Annotated in this window: 20 protein-coding genes; 4 read left to right on the top strand and 16 right to left on the bottom strand. The window is 72.1% G+C overall.

Features of this window, described 5'->3' with window-relative positions:
- Positions 1-5 precede the first annotated feature (5 nt).
- From CHF15_RS02775 to hisD, 7 genes are read right to left on the bottom strand one after another with little or no spacing between them, the layout of a single operon-like run.
- Positions 6-413, bottom strand: coding sequence for a RidA family protein (locus CHF15_RS02775; RefSeq protein ID WP_089221944.1), 408 nt, complete (start codon positions 411-413; stop codon positions 6-8).
- Positions 410-1,144 (bottom strand): bifunctional 1-(5-phosphoribosyl)-5-((5-phosphoribosylamino)methylideneamino)imidazole-4-carboxamide isomerase/phosphoribosylanthranilate isomerase PriA, encoded by a 735-nt coding sequence (gene priA / locus CHF15_RS02770; protein ID WP_089221943.1) that lies wholly within the window; start codon positions 1,142-1,144, stop codon positions 410-412. The genes CHF15_RS02775 and priA overlap by 4 nt, the downstream gene beginning before the upstream one ends.
- A 13-nt stretch (positions 1,145-1,157) precedes the next feature.
- Positions 1,158-1,808, bottom strand: a complete 651-nt coding sequence (gene hisH / locus CHF15_RS02765) for an imidazole glycerol phosphate synthase subunit HisH (RefSeq protein WP_089221942.1) — start codon at positions 1,806-1,808, stop codon at positions 1,158-1,160.
- Between the two features lie 14 nt (positions 1,809-1,822).
- Positions 1,823-1,975, bottom strand: coding sequence for a hypothetical protein (locus tag CHF15_RS44700; RefSeq protein ID WP_179279630.1), 153 nt, complete (start codon positions 1,973-1,975; stop codon positions 1,823-1,825).
- On the bottom strand, positions 1,972-2,565 hold the full coding sequence (hisB, locus tag CHF15_RS02760) for an imidazoleglycerol-phosphate dehydratase HisB (RefSeq protein ID WP_089221941.1): 594 nt from the start codon (positions 2,563-2,565) through the stop codon (positions 1,972-1,974). The genes CHF15_RS44700 and hisB overlap by 4 nt, the downstream gene beginning before the upstream one ends.
- Before the next feature lie 4 nt (positions 2,566-2,569).
- Entirely contained in the window at positions 2,570-3,670 is a 1,101-nt protein-coding gene (locus tag CHF15_RS02755; RefSeq protein WP_089221940.1) for a histidinol-phosphate transaminase, read from the bottom strand.
- Positions 3,667-4,989 carry a histidinol dehydrogenase gene (gene hisD / locus CHF15_RS02750; RefSeq protein WP_089221939.1) on the bottom strand — a complete coding sequence of 441 codons (1,323 nt, stop codon included), beginning with the start codon at positions 4,987-4,989 and terminating at the stop codon, positions 3,667-3,669. Before hisD ends, CHF15_RS02755 begins: the two co-directional genes overlap by 4 nt.
- 157 nt (positions 4,990-5,146) lie before the next feature.
- Here hisD and CHF15_RS02745 point away from each other — a divergent pair, with 157 nt between their 5' ends.
- The 3 genes from CHF15_RS02745 (at position 5,147) to ybaK (ending at position 8,069) form a co-directional block, all read left to right on the top strand.
- A complete protein-coding gene (locus tag CHF15_RS02745) occupies positions 5,147-6,718 on the top strand; it encodes an oxidoreductase (RefSeq protein ID WP_089221938.1) in 1,572 nt (523 codons plus the stop codon).
- Between the two features lie 116 nt (positions 6,719-6,834).
- On the top strand, positions 6,835-7,551 hold the full coding sequence (locus CHF15_RS02740) for an LON peptidase substrate-binding domain-containing protein (protein ID WP_375818374.1): 717 nt from the start codon (positions 6,835-6,837) through the stop codon (positions 7,549-7,551).
- A gap of 17 nt (positions 7,552-7,568) precedes the next feature.
- Positions 7,569-8,069 carry a Cys-tRNA(Pro) deacylase gene (gene ybaK / locus CHF15_RS02735; RefSeq protein WP_089221937.1) on the top strand — a complete coding sequence of 167 codons (501 nt, stop codon included), beginning with the start codon at positions 7,569-7,571 and terminating at the stop codon, positions 8,067-8,069.
- 156 nt (positions 8,070-8,225) lie between these two features.
- Here the strand turns inward: ybaK and CHF15_RS02730 are convergent, their stop codons facing one another.
- The 4 genes from CHF15_RS02730 to CHF15_RS02715 form a co-directional block, all read right to left on the bottom strand.
- Positions 8,226-8,834: an ABC transporter permease gene (locus CHF15_RS02730; protein WP_245938628.1), complete on the bottom strand. Its 609-nt coding sequence runs from the start codon at positions 8,832-8,834 to the stop codon at positions 8,226-8,228.
- Positions 8,835-8,911: 77 nt separating this feature from the next.
- Positions 8,912-9,628 carry an ABC transporter permease gene (locus CHF15_RS02725; RefSeq protein WP_245938649.1) on the bottom strand — a complete coding sequence of 239 codons (717 nt, stop codon included), beginning with the start codon at positions 9,626-9,628 and terminating at the stop codon, positions 8,912-8,914.
- Positions 9,629-9,845: 217 nt separating this feature from the next.
- Positions 9,846-10,859: an ABC transporter ATP-binding protein gene (locus CHF15_RS02720; RefSeq protein ID WP_179279629.1), complete on the bottom strand. Its 1,014-nt coding sequence runs from the start codon at positions 10,857-10,859 to the stop codon at positions 9,846-9,848.
- Positions 10,860-10,920: 61 nt separating this feature from the next.
- Entirely contained in the window at positions 10,921-12,168 is a 1,248-nt protein-coding gene (locus CHF15_RS02715) for an NYN domain-containing protein (protein ID WP_089221935.1), read from the bottom strand.
- Positions 12,169-12,372: 204 nt separating this feature from the next.
- Here CHF15_RS02715 and CHF15_RS44695 point away from each other — a divergent pair, with 204 nt between their 5' ends.
- Positions 12,373-12,543: a hypothetical protein gene (locus tag CHF15_RS44695; RefSeq protein ID WP_179279628.1), complete on the top strand. Its 171-nt coding sequence runs from the start codon at positions 12,373-12,375 to the stop codon at positions 12,541-12,543.
- A 92-nt stretch (positions 12,544-12,635) separates the two neighbouring features.
- Here the strand turns inward: CHF15_RS44695 and dnaE are convergent, their stop codons facing one another.
- The 5 genes from dnaE to CHF15_RS02690 form a co-directional block, all read right to left on the bottom strand.
- On the bottom strand, positions 12,636-16,214 hold the full coding sequence (gene dnaE, locus CHF15_RS02710) for a DNA polymerase III subunit alpha (protein WP_089221934.1): 3,579 nt from the start codon (positions 16,212-16,214) through the stop codon (positions 12,636-12,638).
- 116 nt (positions 16,215-16,330) lie between these two features.
- A complete protein-coding gene (locus tag CHF15_RS02705) occupies positions 16,331-17,305 on the bottom strand; it encodes a zinc metalloprotease (RefSeq protein WP_089221933.1) in 975 nt (324 codons plus the stop codon).
- A 287-nt stretch (positions 17,306-17,592) separates the two neighbouring features.
- Entirely contained in the window at positions 17,593-19,257 is a 1,665-nt protein-coding gene (locus CHF15_RS02700) for an alkaline phosphatase D family protein (protein ID WP_089221932.1), read from the bottom strand.
- Between the two features lie 127 nt (positions 19,258-19,384).
- Positions 19,385-20,191 (bottom strand): thioredoxin domain-containing protein, encoded by an 807-nt coding sequence (locus tag CHF15_RS02695; RefSeq protein ID WP_089221931.1) that lies wholly within the window; start codon positions 20,189-20,191, stop codon positions 19,385-19,387.
- 53 nt (positions 20,192-20,244) lie between these two features.
- Positions 20,245-20,889, bottom strand: coding sequence for a hypothetical protein (locus CHF15_RS02690; RefSeq protein ID WP_089221930.1), 645 nt, complete (start codon positions 20,887-20,889; stop codon positions 20,245-20,247).
- Positions 20,890-20,900 lie beyond the last annotated feature (11 nt).

Below are 20,900 nucleotides of genomic sequence, written 5' to 3'. Positions count from 1 at the left end.
TGTGCTCAGGCTCCTCGGGATGCTCGGAATGCTTCGAGTTCCACTTCGACCAGGACCCGCGGGTCCACGAACCCGGAGACCACGACCATCGTGGTGGCCGGGCGGGCCGCGTCGAAGAACTCCTTGTGCGCCCGGCCCACCTCGTCCACGTCGCGGGTGTGCGTGAGGTAGATCCGGACGCGGACGACGGACCCGGCGTCCAGGCCGAACTCCCCCAGTGCGGCCAGGGCGTTGGTGAAGGCGACCTTGGCCTGTTCGTACGGGTCGCCCTCGCCGTAGAGCACGGTGCCGACGAACGGCATGGTGCCCGCGACGTGGACACGGTCCCCCGCCCCCACGGCACGTGCGAATCCGAACTGCTCCTCCCAGGGGCTGTCGCTCTGCACTCGCCGCACCTCGGGGGTCTCCGTCATCGGGACACTGCCTCCAGGGCCTCTTCCAGGGTGAACGCCTTGGCGTAGAGGGCCTTTCCGACGATGGCGCCTTCGACCCCCTCGGGAACCAGGGTGGCGATCGCCCGCAGATCGTCAAGAGAGGAGACGCCGCCGGAGGCGACTACCGGCCGGTCGGTGGCGGCGCAGACGTTCTTCAGCAGCTCCAGGTTGGGGCCCTGGAGGGTGCCGTCCTTGGCGATGTCGGTGACGACGTAGCGGGCGCAGCCCTCGGAGTCGAGGCGGGCCAGCGTCTCGTAGAGGTCGCCGCCGTCGCGGGTCCAGCCGCGGCCGCGCAGGGTGGTGCCGCGCACGTCCAGGCCGACCGCGATCCGGTCGCCGTGCTCCGCGATGACCTTGGCGACCCACTCCGGGGTCTCCAGGGCGGCGGTGCCCAGGTTGACCCGGGTGCAGCCGGTGGCCAGGGCCGCGGCCAGCGTGTCGTCGTCGCGGATGCCGCCGGACAGCTCGACCTTGACGTCCATGGAGCGGGCGACCTCGGCGATCTGCGCGCGGTTGTCCCCGGTGCCGAAGGCGGCGTCGAGGTCGACCAGGTGCAGCCACTCGGCACCCGCCTGCTGCCAGGCCAGCGCGGCGGCCATCGGGTCGCCGTAGGACGTCTCGGAACCGGACTCGCCGTGGACGAGGCGGACGGCCTGGCCGTCGCGGACGTCGACGGCGGGAAGGAGTTCGAGGCGGTGCGTCGTGCTCATGGCGGCGTACGTCCTAGTCCTTGAAGGTGTCGAGCCAGTTGGTCAGCAGCTGGGCGCCGGCGTCGCCGGACTTCTCGGGGTGGAACTGGGTGGCCCACAGCGGGCCGTTCTCCACCGCGGCGACGAAGGGCTCGCCGTGCGTGGCCCAGGTGACCTTCGGGGCCCGGATGGTGGGATTGGCGGTCTCCAGCTCCCAGCTGCGCACCGCGTAGGAGTGCACGAAGTAGAAGCGGGCGTCGGCGTCCAGGCCGGCGAACAGCCGTGAGTCCTCCGGTGCCTTGACGGTGTTCCAGCCCATGTGCGGCACGACCGGCGCGCGCAGCGGCTCGACGGTGCCGGGCCACTCGTCGCAGCCCTCGGTCGTGACGCCGTGCTCGACGCCCTTCTCGAAGAGGATCTGCATGCCGACGCAGATCCCCATCACGGGCCTGCCGCCCGACAGCCGGCGCCCGATGATCCACTCACCGCGCACCGCCTTCAGCCCGGCCATGCAGGCCGCGAAGGCCCCGACGCCGGGGACGAGCAGCCCGTCGGCGTTCATGGCCTCGTCGAAGTCGGCGGTGATCTCCACGTCCGCGCCGACCCGGGCGAGCGCGCGCTCGGCGGAACGGACGTTGCCGAAGCCGTAGTCGAGGACCACGACCTTCCTGGCGGCCTTGCTCATCTGCCGGAACCCCCCTACAGCCGCAGCAGGCCGGCCGCCAGCGACATGGCGGATCCGATGCCGAGCAGCACGATGACGCCCTTGGGCAGCTTCTGCTTCCAGAAGGAGTACACCCCGCCGGCCAGGAAGAGGCCGAGCAGGATGAACAGGATGGCCGGCTTGGTCACAGCGCGCCCTTCGTCGACGGGAGGATGCCCGCGGCGCGCGGGTCGCGCTCGGAGGCGTAGCGCAGGGCCCGGGCCAGCGCCTTGAACTGGCACTCCACGATGTGGTGGGCGTTGCGCCCGTACGGCACGTGGACGTGCAGCGCGATCTGCGCCTGGGCGACGAAGGACTCCAGGATGTGCCGGGTCATCGTCGTGTCGTAGGAGCCGATCATCGGCGCCATGTTCTCGGGTTCGGTGTGCTCCAGGTACGGGCGGCCCGACAGGTCGACGGTGACCTGGGCGAGGGACTCGTCCAGGGGCACGGTGCAGTTGCCGAAGCGGTAGATGCCCACCTTGTCGCCGAGCGCCTGCTTGAAGGCGGCGCCCAGCGCGAGGGCGGTGTCCTCGATGGTGTGGTGGGTGTCGATGTGCAGGTCGCCCTCGGTCTTGACCGTGAGGTCGAACAGGCCGTGGCGGCCGAGCTGGTCGAGCATGTGGTCGTAGAAGCCGACTCCGGTGGAGATCTCCGTCCTGCCGGTGCCGTCGAGGTCGAGCTCGACGACGACGGACGTCTCCTTGGTCGTGCGCTCCACGCGGCCGACGCGGGTCATGTGGTTACTGCTCCTTCTTGAGCTCGCGTACCGCTTCGAGGAACGCGTCGTTCTCGGCCGGGGTGCCCGCGGTGACCCGCAGCCAGCCCGGTACGCCGTTGTCGCGGACGAGCACGCCGCGGTCGAGGATGGCCTGCCAGGCGCGGTGGCTGTCCTCGAAGCGGCCGAACTGGACGAAGTTGGCGTCGGAGTCGGTGACCTCGCAGCCGATCGCCCTCAGCTCGCCGACCAGGCGGTCCCGCTCGGTCTTCAGCTGCTCGACGTACCCCAGCAGCGTATCGGTGTGCTCCAGGGCGGCCAGCGCGGTGGCCTGGGTGACGGCGGACAGGTGGTACGGAAGCCGCACCAGCTGGACGGCGTCGACGACCGCGGGGTCGGCGGCGAGGTAGCCCAGCCGCAGGCCGGCGGCGCCGAAGGCCTTCGACATGGTGCGGCTGACCACCATGTTGGGGCGGCCCTCGATCAGCGGCAGCAGGGACGGGCGGTGGCTGAACTCGCCGTACGCCTCGTCGACCACCACCAGGGAGGGCCGGGCGGCCTGGGCCGCCTCGTACAGCGCCACGACGGTGTCGGCGGCGACGGCGGTGCCGGTGGGGTTGTTGGGCGAGGTGACGAACACCACGTTCGGCCGCCGCTCGGCGATGATCCGCTCGGCGGCGGCCACGTCGATGGTGAAGTCCTCGCGGCGCGGGCCGGCGATCCAGCCGGTGCCGGTGCCGCGGGAGATCAGGCCGTGCATGGAGTACGAGGGCTCGAAGCCGATCGCGGTGCGCCCGGGGCCGCCGAAGGTCTGCAGCAGCTGCTGGATGACCTCGTTGGAGCCGTTGGCGGCCCACACGTTGGCGAGGCCCACCTCGTGACCGGCGGTGCGGGTCAGGTACTTCGCGAGTTCGGTGCGGAGCTCCACCGCGTCCCGGTCGGGGTAGCGGTTGAGGTCGCGGGCGGCCTCGCGGACCCGCTCGGTGATCCGGTCGACCAGCTCCGCGGGCAGCGGGTACGGGTTCTCGTTGGTGTTCAGGCGTACGGGCACGTCGAGTTGCGGGGCGCCGTAGGGGGACTTGCCGCGCAGTTCGTCCCGGATGGGCAGGTCGTCGATGCCGGTCACGAACCCGGTACCGTCCAATCGAATCGGGCGCGGACCGCCGCGCCGTGCGCGGGAAGGTCCTCGGCGTCGGCCAGGGTCACCACGTGCGGGGCGATCTCGGCGAGCGCCTCGCGGGTGTAGTCCACGACGTGGATGCCGCGCAGGAAGGACTGCACGGACAGGCCCGAGGAGTGGCAGGCGCAGCCGCCGGTGGGCAGCACGTGGTTGGAGCCCGCGGCGTAGTCGCCGAGCGAGACCGGGGCGTACGCGCCGACGAAGACCGCGCCGGCGTTGCGCACCCGGGCGGCGACGGCGGCGGCGTCGACGGTCTGGATCTCCAGGTGCTCGGCCGCGTACGCGTCCACCACCTGCAGGCCCTGCTCGATCCCGTCGACCAGGACGATGCCCGACTGGCGGCCGGACAGCGCGGGCGCGATCCGGTCCTCGACGTGCTTGGTGGCGGCGATCTGCCGCTCCAGCTCCTTCTCCACCGCCTCGGCGAGGTCCACGGAGTCGGTGACCAGGACGGCGGCGGCCAGCGGGTCGTGCTCGGCCTGGCTGATCAGGTCGGCGGCGACGTGCACCGGGTCGGCGGTGGCGTCGGCGAGGACGGCGATCTCGGTGGGGCCGGCCTCCGCGTCGATGCCGATGCGGCCCTTGAGCAGGCGCTTGGCCGCGGCGACCCAGATGTTGCCGGGGCCGGTGACCATGCTCACCGGACGGCACTCCTCGGTGCCGTAGGCGAACATGGCGACGGCCTGGGCGCCGCCGGCGGCGTACACCTCGTCGACGCCGAGCAGCGCGCACGCGGCGAGGATCGTCGGGTGCGGGAGCCCGCCGAACTCCTTCTGCGGCGGCGAGGCCACGGCCATCGAGCCGACCTTGGCCTCCTGCGCGGGCACCACGTTCATCACCACGGAGGACGGGTAGACCGAGCGGCCGCCGGGCACGTACAGGCCGACCCGGTCCACCGGCACCCAGCGCTCGGTCACCGTGCCGCCCGGCACGACCTGCGTGGTGTGGTCGGTGCGGCGCTGCTCGCCGTGGACGAGCCGGGCGCGGCGGATCGACTCCTCCAGCGCGGCCCGCACCTTCGGGTCCAGCTCCGCGAGGGCCCGGGTCAGCGCCTCGACCGGGACGCGCACCCGGTCGATGGTGACGCCGTCGAACTTCTCCGCGTAGTCGATCAGTGCCGCGGTGCCACGATGCTTCACGTCCTCGCAGATCGGGCGCACCGTCTCCAGTGCGGCCTCGACGTCGAGCTCGGCTCGGGGCAGCAGATCGCGGTCGACGCCGTCCGCCGGGAAGGCGTCGCCGCGCAGATCGATTCGGGAGATCACCCTCCCAAGTGTAGAGAACCGCCCCTGCGGGCTCGGCCGGGTATCAGTCCGTGATACGCCCACCGCCCCGAGGCCGGAGATCGCCCCCGCTTGTCGCCCGCGGGCGTGCCCACCGATAGCGTTTCGGTCGTCGCTGTGAGCCACGGGAGGGAAACCGGTGACCGAGCCGTCGGACGTCGCGCCGCCGCACGACTGGACCGCCGTGGAACAGGGCCTGTGGAAGGCCTTCCGCCGCGGGGAGCTGTACGACCTGCGCACCGGCATCCCGGAGCGGGACGACCCGGCCGCCGACCGCTTCTGGGGCCCGGACCGCACGGTACGGGCCGAGGTGATCGCCAAGCTGCTGCTCGACGGGCCGCAGGCCGCCTCGGGCCGCGTGTCGTGCGTGAAGCTGTCCGGGGCCCAGATCAGCGGGCAGCTCAACCTGTCGGGCGGCACGGTGGTGCCGTACGTGGAGCTGCACGACTGCCGTTTCGAGCAGCAGGTGCTGCTCGCGGAGTGCAACTTCACGACCCTGCGCATGGTGCGCTGCGCCATACCGCGGCTGGAGGCGGCCCGGCTGCACACCTCGGGCGACCTGCACCTGCCGCAGTGCACGATCGAGGGCGGGATACGGCTCACCGACGCCCACATCGGCACGGACCTGCTGCTCAACCAGATCACCCTGCGCAAGGACCGGCACGGCCGGGCGCTGGCGGCCGACGGGCTCAGCGTCGCCCAGGACGTCGAGGCCGAACTGATCGAGGCCACCGGCGAGGTCAGCCTGCGCAGCGCCCGCATCGGCGGCCGCCTCAGCCTGCGCGGCAGCCGGCTGCACAACCCGTACGGGCGTTACGCGCTCAACGCGGCCCGGGTGACCGTCGAGCACACCCTCTACCTCAGCGCGGGCTACGTCGGCACCGGCGGCTCCGGCGGCGGCACCCCGCCGCTGGGCGTGCGCACCCGGCGCTTCAGCTCGGACGGCGGGGTGCGGCTGGACGACGGCCGGTTCGGCAACGCGGTGATCATCCACCAGGCGCGGTTCCGGCTCACCGGCGGGCAGCAGCTCTCGCTGCGCCGGATCCAGACGCCCGAGCTGCGGCTCACCCTGGATCAGCCGCCGACCGGGACGATCTCGCTCGCCGGCGCGCGCGTGGGCAACCTCACGGACAGCCGCACCTGCTGGCCCGAGGCCGGCGGACTCGACCTGACCGGATTCGCCTACGGCTCCCTCAGCCCCGAGGGCGCCTTCCCGCTGCGCGCCCGGATCGCCTGGCTGGCCGCGGCCACCCCGGAGTACAGCCCCGAGCCGTACGAGCACCTGTCGGCCGCCCTGCGCGCGAGCGGCGAGGACGCCGACGCCCGCGAGGTGCTGCTGGCCAAGCACCGCCGGCGCCGCGAGACCCTCCCGCTCGCGGGCAAACTCTGGGGCTACCTGCAGGACGTGACCGTCGGCTACGGCTACCGCCCGGGCCGGGCCGCCATCTGGATGGCGCTGCTCTGGGCCTTCGGCGCGGTCTTCTTCAACGTCCACGGCGAGCCCGATCCCGTCGACGGCGGCGCCTTCCCCCACTGGAGCCCCTCCCTCTTCGCTCTCGACCTGCTCCTCCCGGTCATCAATCTCGGCCAGGACAACGCCTGGCGCCTCGGTGGCAGCGCCCAGTGGGCCGCCGCGGTCCTGACCATGCTCGGCTGGATCCTCGCCACGACGGTCGCCGCCGGCGCCTCCCGCCTCCTGCGCCGCGGCTGAGGCCCCGGCCGAGGTCCCGGAGGGGGCGCGCACAGGGCGCGGCCGGCCCGTTCGGGGCGAAAGCGGACGGGGCGGGACGAGGGCGACGATGGGGGTGGGCGTCGCAGGCCCTAGGCTTGCTGACCGTGACCGCTCGTCTTCCGCTCTTCCCGCTCGGCTCCGTCCTCTTCCCGGGGCTCGTGCTGCCGCTGAACGTCTTCGAGGAGCGCTACCGCGCGCTCTTCCGCGACCTGCTGGCCCTGCCGGAGGACGCACCGCGCCGCTTCGGCGTCGTGGCGATCCGCGACGGCCACGAGGTCGCCCCCGCCGGGGCCGAGGAGGCGGCGGCAGGGTACGCGGCGGACCTGTCCGGGGCGCTGTACGCGCTGGGCTGCACCGCGGACGCGGCGACCGTCGGGGAGCGCGAGGACGGCGGCTTCGACGTCGTGGCGACCGGCACGACGCGCTTCCGGCTGCTGTCGGTGGACGCCTCGGGGCCCTACCTGACCGGTGAGGTCGAGGAGGTCGCGGAGGAGCCCGGCACCGGCTCGGGGGCGCTGGCGGCCGACGTGGCGCGGGCGTTCCGCACCTACCAGAAGCGGCTGGCCGGCGCGCGGGAGCGGAGCCTGGCGGGGAGCCAGGAGCTGCCGGACGACCCGACCGTGCTGTCGTACCTGGTGGCGGCCGCGACCGTTGCCGGGACCCCGGCGAAGCAGGCCCTGCTGGAGGCACCGGACACGGCGGCCCGGCTGGAGGAGGAACTGCGGCTGCTGCGCCGCGAGGCGGCCGTGATCGACAAGCTGGGCGCCCTGCCCGCCGTGGACCTGACCCGCCAGGTGCCGAGCCCGAACTGACGTATCCTCGCAGCGCCATGGCCAAGAAGAAGCAGTCATCCTCCGGCGGCACGCCCGCCACCGTCGCCCTGGAGAAGGCGAACGCCGCCTTCACCGTGCACGCGTACGCCCACGACCCCGCCTCGGAGCTCGGCTACGGGGAGGAGGCCGCACAGGCGCTGGGCACCTCCCCCGACCGGGTGTTCAAGACCCTCGTCGCCGACGTGGACGGGGCGCTGACCGTCGCCGTCGTCCCCGTCGCGGGCTCACTCGACCTGAAGGCGCTGGCCTCCGCGGCCGGCGGGAAGCGCGCCGGCATGGCGGACCCGGCAGCCGCCGAGCGGACCACCGGCTACGTCAGGGGCGGCATCTCCCCGCTGGGGCAGCGCAAGCGGCTGCGCACGGTGGTGGACGCGTCCGCGCTGGAGCACGCCACGGTCTTCGTCTCGGCCGGCAAGCGCGGCCTGGAGGTCGAACTGGCACCGCAGGACCTGGTGCGGCTCACGGACGCGGTCGTCGCGCCGATCGGACGCGCCTGACCCCTGGACGCCGGGGCCGTACGGGCGCACTCTGCCCGCAAGCGCACCCGGCTCAGGGGAGGCCCGATGTCCAAGCGCACCCGCAAGCGCAAGTGGCGGATCAAGAAGCGCAAGGCCAACCACGGCAGGCGCCCGGCGTGACCTGCGGGCCCCGGGTCAGATGCCCGGGGGCGGCGGCTTCCAGTGCACGGCGGGGGGCTGCTCGTCACGCGGGCCGAAACCCGTGGTGAGCACCAGATGGGTGAGGACGGCCCCTATGGGCCAGGCCAGGAGCGCGCCCTTGGCCTGCAGCTCGAGGGGGCCGTCGAACACCTTCTTCGCGCCGACCGCCCTGGCGTGCGCGATCAGGTCGCTGGTGGGGCCGAGCCAGGTGCCCAGCCGCCAGGCCAGCACGGAGCCCAGTACGGCGCCCGCGGCCATGCCGAGGACGACTCCGACGCCGCCGCGCCGGTTCCGCCAGAAGACGACGGCCCCGGTCAGCACCCCGATGCCGAGCCCGAGCAGCACGAAGGTGCCGTCGGCGCCGATCGCCTGCTCCCCCTCGGTGTCCTTGAGGTAGACCGCCTTGCCGTCGGAGACCAGCGGGATCCGCGGCGCCAGCCACAGCCACAGCAGGCCGAGGACCACACCCGCCACGGCCACGAGCACCGCGGTCAGCGCACCGCTCTTGAGCTCCCGGACAGGGTCCATGCGGCTCTCCTGCTCCGGGAACGGCGGCAGCGGCGCGGGCGGCCATTGGTCGTGGGGGGTCAGGGGTGCGGTCACCCTGCCATCGTGCCAGGTCCGTCCGTGGCCCGCGTCACCGGCACCTCACCGCCACACACCCCCACCACACCCGGGGGTCACCGGCAGGCGGCACGGCGGTAGGCCCAGGTTGCCGCCGCCAGCGACACCAGGCCCACGGCCGCGCACACCGACAGGTCGGCGGTGACCGCCAGCCAGTCGGGGTGGTCGTCGAAGCTGCGGATGAGGGCCTCGACACCGTAGGTGGAGGGCAGCAGGTCCCGTACGTAGCGGATGGGCTCGGGGAGGTTGCCGGCCGGCAGCACGCCCAGCAGCAGCGCCGCGGACATGCCGAGCTGGCCGGCCAGGGTGGCCAGCTCCTGGCGCGGCGCGAGCAGCCCGAGCGCCGCGCCCAGCCCGGACAGCGCGGCCCCCGCCAGCGGGATGACCGCGACGAGGATCCACAGGTTCGCGAAGGGCAGCTGGAACAGCGCGCAGCCGATGCCCGCCGTCACGAGCGTCCCGGGCACGGTGAAGGAGGCGTACGCGCCGGCCGCGCCCAGCACGACGGCGGCCGGGGGCACCGGCAGGGTCGCGTAGTGGTCGAGCCCCCCGGAGGCGCGCAGCTGCCCGAAGTACTGGGCCAGCAGGTTGAGCGCCACGAAGGCGACGACCAGCACGCTCGATCCGGCCACCACCGCGCGCGCGGCCGGGCCACCGTCGACGACGCCCCGCATCATGATCATGATGCCGACCGACTGGAAGGTCGCCACGAACAGCAGCGGGATCCGGGCGACCTTCGCCCGGGACATCTGCGCCCGGTACACCGCGGCCATCGCCGGCAGCAGCCGGGCGCGCGGGGCGAGCGTCGCGGCCTCCGCCCCCAGGGGGGTTGCGGGAGCCGCAGGTGCCGCTGTCCGGGTGTCCGCGTCCGCGGAGATGATCGTCACTCCGCGCCGCCCCGCCGCACCGTGCCGTGCGCCTCATCCGGATTCACGTTCCGGTCCACGCTCCGGTCCGGGTCCGGGGTCGGGTCTCCGCCGTTGCCACCGTTCACGCCTTGACCAGTCCCTTCCTCCGACCGCCGAGCGCCAGGTAGACATCCTCCAGGCTCGGCGCCGTCAGGGTGAAATCGTCGAGCGCGGTGAAGGCCGGCCCGCCGGTCAGCTCCGCGACCACGGCGCGGGCCCGCTGCTGCGGCAGCCGCAGCGTCCAGCGGCGTCCGGTGACGCGGGCGGTCTCGCGCAGGGCCGCCACGCCGGGCACGTCCAGCGGGGGCTCGTCCCGCCACACCAGGTCCAGCCGTACCTCGTCGGCGACGAGCGCCTTGAGCCCGGCCGGGGTGTCGCAGGCGATGACCCGGCCCTCGTCGATGACCGCGACGCGGTCGAGCACGGTCTCCGCCTCAATCACGTTGTGGGTGACCAGCAGCACCGTGGTGCCGCGTTCGGCGCGCCGCCGGTCGACCGCCGCCCAGACCGCGCGCCTTGCGACCGGGTCCATGGCGGTGGTCGGCTCGTCCAGCACGAGCACGGGCCGCTCGCCCACCAGGGCGGCGGCGAAGCAGGCCAGCCGCCGCTCCCCGCCCGACAGCCGCTTCAGCGGCCGCGAGGCGAGGGCGGTCAGTTCCAGTTCCTCCAGCACGGCGTCCCGCTCGGCGCGCGCGGCCCTGATGTCGAGACCGCGCAGCCGTCCGGTGGTCTCGGCGGCGAGGGCGACGGTCAGTTCGTCCAGCGCGCTCGACTCCTGGCCGAGGTAGCCCACCAGCCGCGCCGCGCGCTCCGGATGCCGGACGATGTCGTGGCCGAGCAGTTCGACGCTGCCCGCGTCGGGGCGCAGCAGCCCCGTCAACTGCCGTACGAGGGTGGTCTTCCCGGCGCCGTTGGGGCCGAGCAGCCCGAAGATCTCACCGCCCCGGACGTCCAGGTCGATGCCGTCGTTGGCGCGTACCGGGGGGCTCGCGGCGCCGCGCCGGCCCCGCCCGGCCGGGTAGCTCTTCACCAGCCCGCGCACGGTCACCACCACCGCCGTCCGCGCGGTGGCGCCCTGTTCCGTGCCCGTACTCACGAGGACCGAGCCTACGCTGCATCCCGGCCGGGACATGCCGCAGGGTCGGATCCGGGTGCGCTCACTCGCCCGGAGAGGCCCTCGCGACGACGGCGCGGGCGTCGATCTCGCGCCAGAAGCCCGCCCGGATGGCGTAGCGGTCGTGCTCGTCGATCTGGTCGTCCTTGTGGGCCAGCAGTCCGAACCGGGCGGCGTAGCGCAGCAGCTCGCCGTCGATGCGGTGCGGGACGCGCGGGTACTCGGCGGAGAGCACCTGGAGGTGGGAGGTGTCGGCGAGCCGGCCGATCCAGCGGCGGGCGAAGACCTGGCCGACCTCGTACGGGTCGCCGCTGACCGCCGTGATGTCCTCCTCGCGGTCCGCCCAGCGCTGTTCGGCGCTGGTGAGCTGGGCCAGCGTGGGCAGGGTCGCGTCGGCGCCCTCGGCGGCGCCGACCAGCCCGCGGTCGGAGGACCAGCGCAGGGTGGCGCCGGTGGCGGCCGGGGAGGCGGGGTGCGGGGAGGAGTGCCCGCGGTGGACGATGCCGGCGACGTCCTTGGGGGTGGGCACCAGGCCCCTGCCGGCGGTGGCGGCGGGCGCCTCGGGACTCGGGCGGGTGCCGTTGCGCTCGGCGGTGACGACCTGGGGCGCGGCGGCGGCCGGCTCCGCGGGCTGGTCGGCCGCGGGCTGCGACTCGGCCCCCTGGGCGGTCTCGGGCAGCGGTGCGGAGAGGATCGCCGCGATCTCGGGGCGCGGGGTGAGCGGTGCGCACACCCCGGCGGGCTCCCGTACGTGGATGGCCCGGGTGATCCACTCCCGGTCCAGGACGCGCCGCTCGTCGGCCTCGGCGACCAGGTCCTCGGACTGGTTGAAGTCGCCGTCCGCGGCCTGCACGGCCCACAGGTGGACGGCGACGCCGTGCTCCTTCGCCGACATCATTCCGGGCAGGAGGTCGCCGTCGCCGGTGACCAGGACGACGTCGGAGCAGGCGCGGTTGCGAGCCAGCTCGGACAGCTCGGCGTGCATGGCCGCGTCGACGCCCTTCTGCGCCCAGCGTCCGTCGGTGCGGGTCAGCGCGCCGAGCCGGACCGTCACGCGGGGCATCACGCGCAGCCTGCGGTGCTCGGGCTGCGGTACGCGGTCGGGGGCGCCGTCGAACCAGTAGATCCGCAGCAGGGGCTGGCCGGTCTCCTTCTCGGCGCGCTCGCGCAGACCCGCGACGATCTCGGAGTGGTCGACGGTGATCCGGGACCGGGAGGGCTCTCCGGCGAGGAGGCTCGCGGCGGCTCCGAGCAGGTAGCCGGCGTCCACGAGGACGACGCAGCGGTCCATCGGTCTCACCCTCTTCTCCGAAAGTCCTGCCGTCCGACCCCCCGGTAACACTGTTGCCCCGAGTCTGCCCGAACACGGGGGCGTTGTGACCGGTTACGCGATCACCGGCGCGCCACACTCTGCAACTGCCCGAAATGCGACCTTCGTACTCCCGTGCAAGCCTGAGTGCGGCCCATCATCCGAGATTTCCCCCAAGGAGGAATCGTGGGCAAGAACAAGAACCGGGGCGAACGTACCGGCCAGCAGCACGACCGCGGCGCCGCGACCACCGAAGAGCACGCGAAGAGCGCAGGCGGACGCGAGCCGGCGATGACGGTCCCGGGCGCCGAACCGCACGTGTCGCAGAAGCGGCAGAAGAAGTTCGGCCACAACTAGCGCGCGGGCGCCGGTCGCTCATGATCGAGGGTGGCACCCCTTCCGGAAGGGGTGCCACCCTCGGCGCGTCCGTCCGCTCGCGCGGCGCGTGATCAGCCCGCCTGCTGCTGGGCGGTGGCGAGACAGGAGGGGCCCAGGAGGGCCTTGAGGTCGCCGAAGAGCGCCGGGTCGGCAGTGACACGGTGGCGGTCGAGCCTCAGCACCGTCGTCTTGCGGGCGCCCTGCAGCCGCACCCGGACCTCGGTGCTCCCCTTGTGGCTGGCGAGGACCTCGCCGAGGCGGGCGACCAGCGGCGGGGTCACCTTCACCGTCGGGATGGAGATCGTCACCGGGGCGTTGGTCCCGGCGTCCGTGAGGTCGGGGACCATCAGCTCCATGGCCACCAGGCGCGGGATGTCCTCGCGCTTGTCGAGCCGGCCCTTGACGAAGACGACGGCGTCCTCGACGAGCTGGGTCGAGATCAACTGGTAGGTGGCCGGGAAGAACATGCAGTCGATGGAGCCGCCGAGGTCCTCGACGGTGGCGATGGCCCAGGCGTTGCCCTGCTTGGTCATCTTGCGCTGCAGACCGGAGATGATGCCGCCGATGGTGACGATCGAGCCGTCGGAGTAGTCGCCGGCCAGCGCCGAGACGGAGGCGTCCGCCTTGTCGTTGAGGACGTGCTCGATGCCGAAGAGCGGGTGGTCGGAGACGTACAGGCCGAGCATCTCGCGCTCCTGCGCGAGCAGGTACGTCTTGTCCCACTCGACGTCGGAGAAGGTGACGTCGAGGCCGAAGCCCGGTTCGTCGCCCGCGGTCTCGTCGCCCATGCCGCCGAAGAGGTCGAACTGCCCCTCGGCCTCCTTGCGCTTCACCGCGACCACGTTGTCGATCATCGGCTCGTAGTGCTCGGTGAGGCCCTTGCGGGTGTGGCCCATCTCGTCGTACGCGCCGGCCTTGATCAGCGATTCCACGGTGCGCTTGTTGCAGACCACGGCCTCGACCTTGTCGAGGAAGTCGGGGAAGGAGGTGTACTTCCCCTTGGACTTACGGCAGCGGATGATCGAGTCCACCACGTTCTGGCCGACGTTGCGGACGGCGGTGAGGCCGAACAGGATCACGTCGTCGCCCTGCGCGGTGAAGTTGGCGTCCGACTCGTTCACGTTCGGCGGGAGCACCCTGATGCCCATGCGGCGGCACTCGTTGAGGTAGATCGCCGACTTGTCCTTGTCGTCGCGCACCGAGGTGAGCAGCGCCGCCATGTACTCGGCCGGGTAGTTGGCCTTGAGGTAGGCCGTCCAGTAGGAGACCAGTCCGTACGCGGCGGAGTGCGCCTTGTTGAAGGCGTAGCCGGCGAACGGCACCAGGACGTCCCACAGCGCCTGGATGGACTCGTCGCTGTAGCCGTTCTTCCGGGCGCCCTCCTGGAAGATGGTGAAGTTCTTCGCCAGCTCCTCGGGCTTCTTCTTGCCCATGACGCGGCGGAGGATGTCGGCCTCGCCGAGGGAGTACCCGGCGATGATCTGGGCGGCCTTCTGCACCTGCTCCTGGTAGACGATCAGGCCGTAGGTGACGTCGAGGACCTCCTTGAGGGGGGCCTCGAGCGCCGGGTGGATCGGGGTGATCTCCTGCTGCTTGTTCTTCCGCAGCGCGTAGTTGATGTGCGAGTTCATGCCCATCGGGCCCGGCCGGTAGAGGGCCGAGACGGCGGAGATGTCCTCGAAGTTGTCGGGCTTCATCATGCGCAGCAGGGAGCGCATGGGGCCGCCGTCGAACTGGAAGACGCCGAGGGTGTCGCCCCGGCCCAGCAGTTCGAAGGTCTTGGGGTCGTCGAAGGGCAGGGCCAGCAGCTCGATGTCGACGCCCTTGTTGGCCTTCACCAGCTTGACGGCGTCGTCCATGATCGTGAGGTTGCGCAGGCCCAGGAAGTCCATCTTCAGCAGGCCGAGCGACTCGCAGCTCGGGTAGTCCCACTGCGTGATGGTGACGCCGTCGGAGTGCCGCACCCAGACCGGGGCGTGGTCGACGATCGGCTCGCTGGACATGATCACGCCGGCGGCGTGCACGCCCATCTGCCGCACCAGGCCCTCCACGCCGCGGGCGAGGTCGATGACCTTCTTGGCGTCCGGCTCGTTCTCGTACATCGAGCGGATCTCGCCGGCCTCGCTGTAGCGGGGGTGCGCGGAGTCGGTGATGCCGGAGAGCGGGATGCCCTTGCCGAGGACGTCGGCGGGCATCGCCTTGGTGAGGCGGTCGCCGACGGCGTACGGGTAGCCCAGGACGCGGGCGGAGTCCTTGATCGCGTTCTTGGCCTTGATGGTGCCGTAGGTGCCGATCATGGCGACCTTGTCGGCGCCGTACTTCTCCGTGACGTACCGGATCACCTCGGCGCGCCGGCGCTCGTCGAAGTCGATGTCGACATCGGGCATGGAGATGCGCTCGGGGTTGAGGAAGCGCTCGAAGATCAGGCCGTGGTCGATCGGGTCGAGGTCGGTGATGCCCATGGCGTACGCGACGATCGAGCCGGCCGCGGAGCCTCGGCCGGGGCCGACCGCGATGCCGTTGTTCTTGGCCCACATGATGAAGTCGGCGACGACGAGGAAGTAGCCCGGGAACCCCATCTGGATGATGGTGTCCATCTCGTACTCGACCTGCTTCATCCGGTCGTCCGGGATGCCTGCGGGGTAGCGGCGCCGCATGCCGCTCATGGTCTCCTCGCGGAACCAGGTGACCTCGGTGTAGCCCTCGGGGACTTCGAAGCGGGGCATCAGGTTCCGCGCCTGGAACATGCCGTCGGTGTCCACCTGCTGCGCGACGAGCAGCGTGGTGTTGCGGCAGCCCTCCTGCCAGGCGTCGGAGGAGTCGATGCCGAGCATCTCGTCCGTCGTCTTCAGGTAGTAGCCGGTGCCGTCGAAGCGGAAGCGGTCCGGGTCGGAGACGTTCTTGCCGGTCTGGATGCACAGCAGCGCGTCGTGGGCGTCGGCCTCGCTGGCATAGGTGTAGTGCGAGTCGTTGGTGACGACCGGCGGGATGCCGAGCTTCTTGCCGATCTCCAGCAGTCCGTCGCGGACCCGGCGCTCGATCTCGATGCCGTGGTCCATCAGCTCCAGGAAGTACCGCTCCTTGCCGAAGATGTCCTGGTACTCGGCGGCGGCCTTCACCGCCTCGTCGAACTGGCCGAGGCGGAGCCTGGTCTGCACCTCGCCCGAGGGGCAGCCGGTGGAGGCCATCAGGCCCTCCGACCACTGGGCGATGGTCTCCTTGTCCATGCGCGGGTACTTGGTCAGCCAGCCCTCGGCGTAGGCGTCCGAGGAGAGCCGGAAGAGGTTGTGCAGACCCGTCGCGTTCGCCGCCCAGATGGTCTTGTGCAGGTAGGAACCGGAGGCCGAGACGTCGTCGCGCTTCTGGTGCGGCTGGCCCCAGGTGACCTTGCGCTTGTTCCGCCGGGACTCCGGCGCCACGTACGCCTCGATGCCGATGATCGGCGTGATCCCGGCGCCCTTGGCCTGGTGGAAGAAGTCGTACGCCCCGTGCAGGTTGCCGTGGTCGGTCATGGCGATGTGCGTCATGCCCATCTCACCGCAGGCCTTGAACATGTCCTTGAGTCGCGCCGCCCCGTCGAGCAGGGAGTACTGGGTGTGGACATGCAGGTGGGTGAACGGCGTGGTCACGGGAAGCGACACCTCCGGCATCGGTCGTCATCTGGCGGCGATGGAATCCTACGCCGGGGGTCCGACAGCCGATGCCATTCCCGCGCGTCCCGCCGCGCCCGGCCGGCCCCGTGACCGGCCGGACGCGGACGGTGGCGTCAGCTCGCCCGGTAGGCGGTCCAGGAGCTCTTCATACGGCTCACCTGGCCCGCGGTGAACTGGTACATGCAGGAGTCGTAGGTGTAGTCCATGAAGTTGTGGATCGGGTCCGCGCCACTGGCCGTGCAGGTGTCGCGGCCGGTCGGGCAGGCGCCGGCGGCGGTCTTCTCGGCGGGCGTGTCGGAGACGTAGTCGCCGCTGGCGCCGCAGCCGCCCTGGAAGGTGTGGTAGAGGCCCATCCAGTGGCCGACCTCGTGGGTGGCGGTGTCGCCCTGGTTATAGTTGGTGGCGGAACCGCCCGGCACGGACGCGTCGAGGATCACGACGCCGTCGTCCTTGGGGTCGCCGGCGTACCAGCTCGGGAAGGTGGCCCAGCCGAGCAGGTCCTCCTGGAGGTTGGCCGAGTAGATGTTGAGCGCGCTCGCCCCGCCCTTGCGGAGGCCGGTCTTCATCGCGGTCTCGGCCGAGGAGCCCTCGGTCAGGTTGTACCAGGCGGCCTTGTCGGTGTAGTCCGTCGCGACCAGCGAGAACCGGAAGCCGGAGTCGACGTTGCCGGTGCCCTGGCCCGCGTAGGCGGCGTTGAGCACCGCTATCTGGCCGGAGATGGCGGAGGCGCTGAGCTTGCCGGTGCTGCCGCTGTGGATGACGTGCCAGTACACCGGGATGGTCGTCGCCGCGGCGGCGGCGACCCGGGAGCCCTTGCCCTCGGCCCTGGCCGTGGCGACGCGCTTCCTCAGGTCCGCGTCCATCGCCCGGGCGGTGGCGTCGCTGACGGCGTTGGGCTCGTGGGCCGTGGAGCCCTTCATCTTGCGGGCCGCGGCGTCGCCGCTGTCCGCGCACTGCTCGGCGGGGGTTCTCGCGTGCGCCGAGGCGCTGCTCACGGTGGCCGTGGCACCGGTGAGGGGAAGCAGGACCAGGGTTCCGGCCACGGCGGCGAGACCGACGAGACGGCGGGAACGGGGGGTGCGTGACATGTGGGGGCACTCCTCGTGGGACGTACGGGAGGAATTTCCTCCTCGCCGCCCGGAGGTTATGTGTCCATGCCAGAACCGGTGCAGCCCTCTTCCGGCCCATTGGCGGACAGAGGGTAATCCCTAGACAACGAAGGTCCCTTGAGGGTCCGCGCCGGACGGTGCGTCGCCCCCGGAGCGCGGGGCGGGCGGTGTGTCCTGATTCGGACCCGGGGGCTCCCCGCCACTCGCCCCGCGACGGCCGGTCCCCGCACGACGCGGGGACCGGCCGGAAATCGACGTTCGGCGGCTCAGCGTACCGGCGAGTAGACCCGCTCGACCTTCTGTGTGCCCGACAGGGTGCGGTACGAACGTTCCCAGGTGGAGGAGGCGTTCGGGTCGGTGCGGTCGGAGAGCGCGTAGTAGTCCATCTGCGCCCGCTCACCCGTGATGTCCAGCACGCCGTAGCCGTGGGAGTCCATGTCCAGCCACTTCACATGGCGGTTGGCGGCCTTCACGGCGGCCTCGGCGACCGTGGAGACGGTGCCCGGGGCCACCTTGAGGATGTCGTCCAGGTTGTCGGAGGTGACCGAGGTGACCACGAACTCGGTCGCGGCCGAGGCCGACAGCGGGTAGGTCGCCGCCTTCACCGGGACGTCGTTCGCCCACGCCATGTGGATGTCGCCGGTCAGGAAGACCGTGTTGCGGATGCCGTTGTCCCGCAGGTGGGCCAGGAGTTCGCGGCGGTCGTCGGTGTAGCCGTCCCACTGGTCGACGTTGACCGCCAGGCCCTCGGCGGGCAGCCCGAGCAGCTTCGCCAGCGGCGCCAGCAGATAGCCCGGCAGGGCGCCGAAGGCGACCGGCGAGATCATCACCGAGTTGCCGATCAGGCGCCAGGTGGTGTCCGAGGTCTTCAGGCCGGCCTTCAGCCAGTCCAGCTGGGCCCGGCCGGTGATCGTCCGGTCCGGGTCGTCCACCGAGCCGCTGCCGATCGAGGCCTGCTGGGAGCGGAAGGAGCGCAGGTCGAGCAGGGACAGGTCGGCGAGCCTGCCGAAGCGCAGCCGCCGGTAGGTGGTGCCGGCGATCGAGGCACGCACCGGCATCCACTCGAAGTAGGCCTGCTTGGCCGCCGCCACCCGGGCCGCCCAGGCGCCCTCCGCGCCCTCGGTGTGGTTCTCGGCGCCGCCGGACCAGGCGTCGTTGGCGAACTCGTGGTCGTCCCAGATCGCCACCACCGGTGCCGCCGCGTGCAGCGCCTGCAGGTCGGCGTCGGTCTTGTAGCGGCCGTGCCGGGTGCGGTAGTCGGCCAGGGTGACGATCTCGTGGGCGGGCGCGTGCGGACGGACGACGGTGCCGCGGGCGGCGTAGCCCCCGGTGCCGTACTCGTAGAGGTAGTCGCCCAGGTGCAGCCAGGCGTCCAGGTCGCCGCGGGCGGCCAGGTGCCGGTACGAGGAGAAGTACCCGGCCTCCCAGTTGGCGCAGGAGACCACGCCGAAGCGCAGCCGGTCCGCGGTGGCGTTCTCGGCGGGCGCGGTCCGGGTGCGGCCGGCCGGCGAGGTCACGCCGCCGGCGGTGAAGCGGAACCAGTAGTCCGTGGCGGGCTGCAGGCCGCGCACGTCGGCCTTGACGGTGTGGTCGGAGGCGGCCGTCGCGGTGGCCGTACCGGTCGCCACGACGGAGGTGAACGCCCTGTCCCGGGCGACGGTCCAGCCCACCTCGGCCGCCGGGCCGAGCCCGGAGCCCGGGACCGCCTCGGGGACGGGGGTCACCCGCGTCCACAGCAGCACGCCGTCGGGCAGCGGGTCGCCGGAGGCCACGCCGTGCAGGAAGGCGGGCTCCGCGGCGGCGGACGCGGGGCCGGCGCCGGCCGTCAGCGGTATCAGCGCGGCACCGGTCACGACGGCGCCGGCCTTGACGACCGAACGGCGGCTGGGTGTTCTCGATGAGGTCTGTGAGGGTGCAGAGGTCTCGGTCACGGCCGGTCAGATTACGCGTCAGTAACCCCTTTCCGGCACCCCGTGCGCAAGAGTTCGGAAGGACTTCGCCCTCCGGCCCCCGGCGCGATGCCGGGGGCCGGAGGGCGAAGCGGCCCTCGGGCCGGTGCTATCCCTTGCCGATGATCTGGTCGACCGCGGCCGTGAACTGGTCGGCGGTCATCGCCTGCGGACTCTCGATGGGCTTGTCGTCCAGCTTCACGGTGGGCGTGCCCTGGATGCCGTCGTCGGTGAACTGCTGGTCCATGGTCAGCGCCCACTTGTCGTAGGTGCCGTTGCGGACCGCGCTGTCGAAGGTCTTGTTGCCCTTGAGCGCGTCGACCTTCTGCGCCAGTTCGATCAGCTTGTCGGCGCTGCCGAAGTCGTCCTTGGTCTCCTCGGGGTGGACGTCCTTGGAGTACAGCAGCGCGTGGTACTGGACGAACGCGTCCTTGCTGACGTTCAGGGCGGCGCCCAGCGCGCTCAGCGCCTTCTTCGAGCCCTGCCCCTGGGCGAGGCGGTCGTCGAGGAAGGCACCCATGGTGTACGAGATCTTGTACTTGCCGTCCTTGGCGTCCTTCTGGACGGTCTCGCCCGAGGTCTGCTCGAACTGCGCGCACACCGGGCAGCGCAGGTCCTCGTACACCTTCAGCGTGTGCTTGGCGCTCTCGTCGCCGATGACGATCGACGTGCCGTTCTTGCCCGAGGAGTTGGCCGGCTTGACCAGCGGCTTGTCCGCGGCCTTCTCCCAGTAGGTGGGCGCGTTCATCTTGACGACGGCCACGGCTATGCCGGCACCGAGCGCCAGCACGCCCAGGACGCTGCCGCCGACGACGAGCTGCCGCCGCAGCTTGTCCCGCTTCGCCTGCCGCTCGCGCTCGACGCGCAGCCGCTCACGGGCGGCGGTCTTGGCGGCCTGGCTGTTTCGCTTGCTCATGGTGGTGTGATCTCCGACTCGTACGTACGTAGGTGAGGGGTGGGGCGCCGTGCTCAGCGGAAGCCGAGGCGGGCCGGCGGCCCTCGCCGTACGACGGAGTGCAGGAGCAGGGGCAGCGCCGGGGCGGCGGCAGCGGGCCCGGCCGCGCCGGGGCGGGTCGTGCCGCGCGGCCCGGGCGTCCGGAAGACGGCCACCGCGACGAGCAGCGGCCTGAAGGCGGCGCGCAGCAGGCGGTGCAGGGCGTCCTCACCGGCCCGCAGCCACCCGGCGGCGACCAGGCCGATGCAGACGTGCGCCAGGAGCAGCAGCCACGGCGAGGTGCCGGTGCCGGACGCCCCCGGCGCGGTGGTGAGTGAGCCGCCGACGTCGCCGTGGCAGACCAGCGCCTCGTTGATCGAGCGCCACGAACCGGTGACGGGACCGCCGCCGGGGCCGTAACAGGTGTTCTGGCCGGCCGTGAACAGGGTGTCGACGGCCAGTTCCAGCGGAACGAGCAGGCCGGTGATCGGCCAGTAGCCGCGCTCGCGGCGGCCGAGCGCGTACGCGACCGCGAAGACGCCCGCGAAGGCCCCCGCCGTGGTCGTCATCGGCAGGGGCTCCCGCGAGAGCATGATGTGGGCGGTCGCGGACAGCGTCACGCACAGCGCGGCGAAGCATCCCGCGCGCAGTGCCCTCAGCCGGGGTCCGGTCCCTTCCATGGCGCAGAGTG

This window comes from Actinacidiphila glaucinigra, assembly GCF_900188405.1.
Lineage (GTDB): Bacteria > Actinomycetota > Actinomycetes > Streptomycetales > Streptomycetaceae > Actinacidiphila > Actinacidiphila glaucinigra.
Note: the sequence above shows the minus strand (reverse complement) of the source record. Positions and strands in the feature narration are given on the sequence as shown.

What these genes read in the sequence shown, in the direction of transcription:
- ybaK (WP_089221937.1), top strand. Translation starts at nt 7,569, where the DNA reads ATGGCCAAGAAGAAGCAGTCATCCTCCGGCGGCACGCCCGCCACCGTC.
- dnaE (WP_089221934.1), bottom strand. Translation starts at nt 16,214, where the DNA reads ATGCCGGAGGTGTCGCTTCCCGTGACCACGCCGTTCACCCACCTGCAT.
- priA (WP_089221943.1), bottom strand. Translation starts at nt 1,144, where the DNA reads ATGAGCACGACGCACCGCCTCGAACTCCTTCCCGCCGTCGACGTCCGC.
- CHF15_RS02705 (WP_089221933.1), bottom strand. Translation starts at nt 17,305, where the DNA reads ATGTCACGCACCCCCCGTTCCCGCCGTCTCGTCGGTCTCGCCGCCGTG.
- hisH (WP_089221942.1), bottom strand. Translation starts at nt 1,808, where the DNA reads ATGAGCAAGGCCGCCAGGAAGGTCGTGGTCCTCGACTACGGCTTCGGC.
- CHF15_RS02775 (WP_089221944.1), bottom strand. Translation starts at nt 413, where the DNA reads ATGACGGAGACCCCCGAGGTGCGGCGAGTGCAGAGCGACAGCCCCTGG.
- CHF15_RS02725 (WP_245938649.1), bottom strand. Translation starts at nt 9,628, where the DNA reads ATGGCCGCGGTGTACCGGGCGCAGATGTCCCGGGCGAAGGTCGCCCGG.
- CHF15_RS02715 (WP_089221935.1), bottom strand. Translation starts at nt 12,168, where the DNA reads ATGGACCGCTGCGTCGTCCTCGTGGACGCCGGCTACCTGCTCGGAGCC.
- hisB (WP_089221941.1), bottom strand. Translation starts at nt 2,565, where the DNA reads ATGACCCGCGTCGGCCGCGTGGAGCGCACGACCAAGGAGACGTCCGTC.
- CHF15_RS02695 (WP_089221931.1), bottom strand. Translation starts at nt 20,191, where the DNA reads ATGAGCAAGCGAAACAGCCAGGCCGCCAAGACCGCCGCCCGTGAGCGG.
- CHF15_RS02690 (WP_089221930.1), bottom strand. Translation starts at nt 20,889, where the DNA reads ATGGAAGGGACCGGACCCCGGCTGAGGGCACTGCGCGCGGGATGCTTC.